Below are 3,873 nucleotides of genomic sequence, written 5' to 3' on the forward strand. Positions count from 1 at the left end.
AGCATAAAAGTGGAGCGTAAGCTTCACGATATGCGAATATTGGGTAGAATTGTGGGAGTACGAAGTACGGAACAATTCGTATGGCATCTTTTGACCCCAACATCCAAAATATTTTACTATAATTTCTGATGAAAAGCAATGTATTCCTTACACCATTTCATGGTTTTGGCAAAAAAGAAGCAGAACAGTGGACAAATAGGTTTTCTTGCCGTATAATTGTTTAGAATGGGTCAAGGGAGAAACAGATGCAAAACAGATGTCTGTATACGCACCTGCGTTTCTGGGATTTGCAAAAGTGCCACCTATGGCTCACAGAATGATGTCAGCCGCATCATTCACTATATTTCAAAGACAGGAGAAAACAAAATGAATGTGCCAAATACGTTAACGGTTCTTCGCGTCATTATGATTCCGTTTTTTGTACTGTTTATGCTCGGCGATATCACAAGTGTGGATAAGTATATTGCACTCGGTATTTTTATTGCAGCGAGCCTGACCGATACTCTGGACGGTTATCTTGCAAGAAAGAACAATCAGGTCACAAATTTCGGAAAATTTATGGATCCTCTCGCAGATAAACTGCTGGTATGTGCTGCAATGATCTGCCTTATGGATCTGGATCGCCTTCCAAGCTGGATCGTGATCATTATCATCAGCCGCGAATTTATCATCAGCGGATTCCGTCTAATCGCTGCGGATAATGGAATTGTAATTGCCGCAAGCTGGTGGGGCAAAGCAAAAACAATCTCTCAAATGATCATGATCATTCTTCTGGTTGCAGACTTTGGCGGTGTTTTTGATATGATCGGTCAGGTGATGATCTATCTTGCACTGGTCCTTACCGTAGTATCACTTGTGGATTATATCGCCAAAAACAAACAGGTTCTGAAAATGCAGAATTAAAAATACGTTAGGAGGTTTACAACATGGTTGTAGAACTGGTATGTGTTGGAACAGAACTGCTGCTTGGAAACATTGTCAATACAAACGCTGCTTTTCTGGCCAGACAGTGTGCCATGCTTGGATTATCCATGTATCATCAGTCTGTGGTCGGAGATAATGAAGAGCGATTAAAAGAAACGATCCGGACGGCACTTGACCGTTCTGATATCGTGATCCTCTGCGGCGGACTTGGTCCGACACAGGACGATCTGACCAAAGAGACGGCTGCTGCTGTGATGGGGTTTCCACTGGTAGAAGATGCACACAGCAAAGAACGCATCGAAGAATATTTTAAAAACAGTCCGTTTAAAATTATCACAGACAACAACTGGAAACAGGCTCTGGTTCCGGAAGGATGCATCGTCATCGACAACCACAACGGAACCGCACCCGGCATTATCATGGAAAAAGATGGAAAGTCCATGATCCTGCTCCCAGGTCCGCCAAATGAGCTGATCCCGATGTTTCATCAGGATATTTTTCCTTATCTGAACAGACTGCAGCCGGAAACTATTTATTCCGTCATGGTGAAATTGTGCGGTGTGGGAGAGAGCCTGGTAGAGACAGAGATTCTCGATCTGATCGAGGCACAGGAAAATCCAACGATTGCCACTTACGCCAAAACAGGCGAAGTCCATCTGCGTGTGACTGCCAGAGCCTCGGATGAAAAAGAAGCCAGAAAGCTGGTAAAACCGATGCTCAAAGAATTGAAAAAACGCTTCGGCAGTCATATTTATGCGACGGATGAGGCAACGACACTGGAAGAGAGCATTGTGGCACTTTTAAAAGAGAAAAATCTGACACTTACGACAGCCGAATCCTGTACAGGTGGTATGCTCTCAGCAAGACTGACCAATGTTTCCGGTGTTTCAGAAGTGTTCAAGCAGGGATTTGTTGCCTATTCCAACCGTGCAAAGCGGAAATTGCTCGATGTAAAAAAGAACACGCTGAAAACATATGGGGCGGTCAGTGAAAAGACAGCCAAAGAAATGGCCAAAAATGGGGCATTTATCACTGGTTCCGATATCTGCGTTTCCATCACCGGACTTGCGGGTCCGGACGGAGGGACAGAAACGACGCCGGTCGGGCTTGTCTATATCGCATGTGCATATCAGAATGAACTTCGCATCAGGAAATTTCATTTCAAAGGAAACCGTCAGAAGATCCGTGAGCTTTCTACGGTCAATGCCCTGACCTTACTTCGTAGCTGTATCCTGGAAAAAGAAACCGCTGGAAAATAAAACAAAAGCTTCCATTTCGGAGAAATCCGTCTGGAAGCTTTTTTATGCTTCTGTTATTTGATCAGACGCATCATCATGCGGATTTTTTCAATCCTGGCTATTTCTTCTTTTGATTTTCCCTGTTTCATAACTTCTATGATCAGATTGGTTTCTTCCGGTGTAAAGGTCATACCGTTTTGCCTGGAACGTGTGGCGACAGCCATAAGAAACGGCATCAGTTCATTCTGACTTTTCGATGCCCCCTGGCCGCTCATAGAAAAGAGCATCTGTAGCTTTGCCGGATCAATGCCGGAAAGCCTGCTGTCATTCATCCATGAGGTTTTGTTCTGGTTCAGTGATCCATTCTGTAGATTTTCTGAACCCGGATTCTGATTGCTCATCGTTATTTTCCCCTCCCGAAAAATCCTGCATCGTTTCCAGTAACTTCATCATCTCCATCATGCTCTGAAACTGTTCCATCATTTCCCTCTGTCCTCTCCGGCAAAAAGGTGCAATGCTCTGAAACAGATCGGTTACGGAATGAGAAGGAAGTGCCATTGCCGTAAGATCAGCGGCAGGATGCGTATGGTAATAATTCCGGATATTCTGGATTTCCATCCATTTAACCAGAAAAGCAGCCCCTGCCTGTTTTTGGGACGGCAAATAGGGCAGCAATGCTTTCAGAATCAAAAGAGAATTTCCATTTGCAATCTTATCAATCGGTGTGAGCGGGTAAGATTCTTCCTGCTGTTCTTCCATCATCCTGTCACCTGCCAAAATTTCTCTCTCTGTAAGATATGCCAGAATCCTCGGAATATGAATCCTGTATAGCATCTTTGCCAGATCGTGCATCCTCTTATATGCAGGCACGTGTGGATTTTGACCTTTTTCCTCCAGTATCATAAAATAGAATGTATCCAAAAAAGAAAGGCCAGGAGATGAGACAGAAAATTGTAAGAGAAGGAAATGCGTTCTATGAAATAGATGACGAATGTATGAGAAAAAAAGAAGAGCAAAAGAAGAAAAAAGAATTCCAGCCAAAAGACAGCACATCCTCCAAAAAAGAACATTAAAAAGCCCCCGCCAATAGGCGGGGGAATATCTTTAGCAGAGGGAGCATCCGCATCCGTTGCCGCAGCCGATTCCATTTCCACAGCCGCACAGGAGAAGCAGTACGATCAGGATACAGCAGTTGTCGCCGCCAAGACCGTTTCCACAGCCGATTCCATTTCCATTGCCACAGCAGCAAAGCAGAAGGATGATCCAGAGAATGGAATTGCATCCATTATTGTTGTTTGTGTTTCCACATCCATTGTTTTCGCATCCGCATCCACAGTTTGTAGCTGCTACATCACTCATGTTTTCATTCCTCCGGAATTGATCTACACTTCATAATATGTTGTAAAACAAAAGTGGTTACAGAAGCACCTGAAAAATCTGATAGAGATTTAACGTACCATAGCCCCATTCACGGTTTGGATAAAGAAGATTGCTGCTTCTTGTAGCACCGCGGATCAAAAGGCTTTTGATCTCACGATTTGTAAAATAACGGGGCGGATCACTTTGCAGTCCCCAGTTGACAAAAAGTGCCGTCGCCCCGGCTGTCAGTGCCGCCGAGATACTGGTTCCACTCTCTCTGCCAAATCCCGGCTTTGCAAATTTCGAAGCAGACGAGCGTGCCCCGTATACCTCCACGCCAGGTGATGCGATA

General features: G+C 44.5%; 7 protein-coding genes. 3 read left to right on the plus strand and 4 right to left on the minus strand.

Annotation, left to right across the window (positions count from 1 at the left end; all coding sequences use genetic code 11):
* Positions 1 to 366: 366 nt before the first annotated feature.
* Together pgsA and ACLTL4_RS10975 are read left to right on the plus strand one after the other, a co-directional pair.
* A complete protein-coding gene (gene pgsA, locus ACLTL4_RS10970) occupies positions 367 to 903 on the plus strand; it encodes a CDP-diacylglycerol--glycerol-3-phosphate 3-phosphatidyltransferase (RefSeq protein WP_022118798.1) in 537 nt (178 codons plus the stop codon).
* Positions 904 to 926: 23 nt separating this feature from the next.
* The gene (locus tag ACLTL4_RS10975; protein ID WP_412291096.1) at positions 927 to 2,183 is read left to right on the plus strand and encodes a competence/damage-inducible protein A; all 1,257 of its coding nucleotides are present in this window, start codon (positions 927 to 929) and stop codon (positions 2,181 to 2,183) included.
* A gap of 53 nt (positions 2,184 to 2,236) precedes the next feature.
* Here ACLTL4_RS10975 and ACLTL4_RS10980 read toward each other — a convergent pair whose 3' ends face one another.
* Together ACLTL4_RS10980 and ACLTL4_RS10985 are read right to left on the minus strand one after the other, a co-directional pair.
* Entirely contained in the window at positions 2,237 to 2,494 is a 258-nt protein-coding gene (locus ACLTL4_RS10980) for a hypothetical protein (protein WP_215660758.1), read from the minus strand.
* Entirely contained in the window at positions 2,487 to 2,924 is a 438-nt protein-coding gene (locus ACLTL4_RS10985; protein ID WP_173866493.1) for a hypothetical protein, read from the minus strand. Before ACLTL4_RS10985 ends, ACLTL4_RS10980 begins: the two co-directional genes overlap by 8 nt.
* Before the next feature lie 176 nt (positions 2,925 to 3,100).
* On the opposite strand from ACLTL4_RS10985, the gene ACLTL4_RS10990 reads away from it, so the two are divergent.
* Positions 3,101 to 3,235 (plus strand): hypothetical protein, encoded by a 135-nt coding sequence (locus ACLTL4_RS10990; protein ID WP_022118802.1) that lies wholly within the window; start codon positions 3,101 to 3,103, stop codon positions 3,233 to 3,235.
* Between the two features lie 31 nt (positions 3,236 to 3,266).
* Here ACLTL4_RS10990 and ACLTL4_RS10995 read toward each other — a convergent pair whose 3' ends face one another.
* Together ACLTL4_RS10995 and ACLTL4_RS11000 are read right to left on the minus strand one after the other, a co-directional pair.
* Positions 3,267 to 3,521 (minus strand): chorion class high-cysteine HCB protein 13, encoded by a 255-nt coding sequence (locus ACLTL4_RS10995; RefSeq protein ID WP_147631504.1) that lies wholly within the window; start codon positions 3,519 to 3,521, stop codon positions 3,267 to 3,269.
* 57 nt (positions 3,522 to 3,578) lie between these two features.
* A partial coding sequence (locus ACLTL4_RS11000; protein ID WP_412320541.1) for a S8 family serine peptidase occupies positions 3,579 to 3,873 on the minus strand: 295 nt, incomplete at its 5' end.

Origin of the sequence: Hominisplanchenecus sp., assembly GCF_046967715.1 — a bacterium.
In the GTDB taxonomy this organism is placed as follows: Bacteria; Bacillota; Clostridia; order Lachnospirales; family Lachnospiraceae; genus Hominisplanchenecus; species Hominisplanchenecus faecis.

What these genes read in the sequence shown, in the direction of transcription:
- pgsA (WP_022118798.1), top strand. Translation starts at nt 367, where the DNA reads ATGAATGTGCCAAATACGTTAACGGTTCTTCGCGTCATTATGATTCCG.
- ACLTL4_RS10975 (WP_412291096.1), top strand. Translation starts at nt 927, where the DNA reads ATGGTTGTAGAACTGGTATGTGTTGGAACAGAACTGCTGCTTGGAAAC.
- ACLTL4_RS10980 (WP_215660758.1), bottom strand. Translation starts at nt 2,494, where the DNA reads ATGAATGACAGCAGGCTTTCCGGCATTGATCCGGCAAAGCTACAGATG.
- ACLTL4_RS10985 (WP_173866493.1), bottom strand. Translation starts at nt 2,924, where the DNA reads ATGATGGAAGAACAGCAGGAAGAATCTTACCCGCTCACACCGATTGAT.
- ACLTL4_RS10990 (WP_022118802.1), top strand. Translation starts at nt 3,101, where the DNA reads ATGAGACAGAAAATTGTAAGAGAAGGAAATGCGTTCTATGAAATAGAT.
- ACLTL4_RS10995 (WP_147631504.1), bottom strand. Translation starts at nt 3,521, where the DNA reads ATGAGTGATGTAGCAGCTACAAACTGTGGATGCGGATGCGAAAACAAT.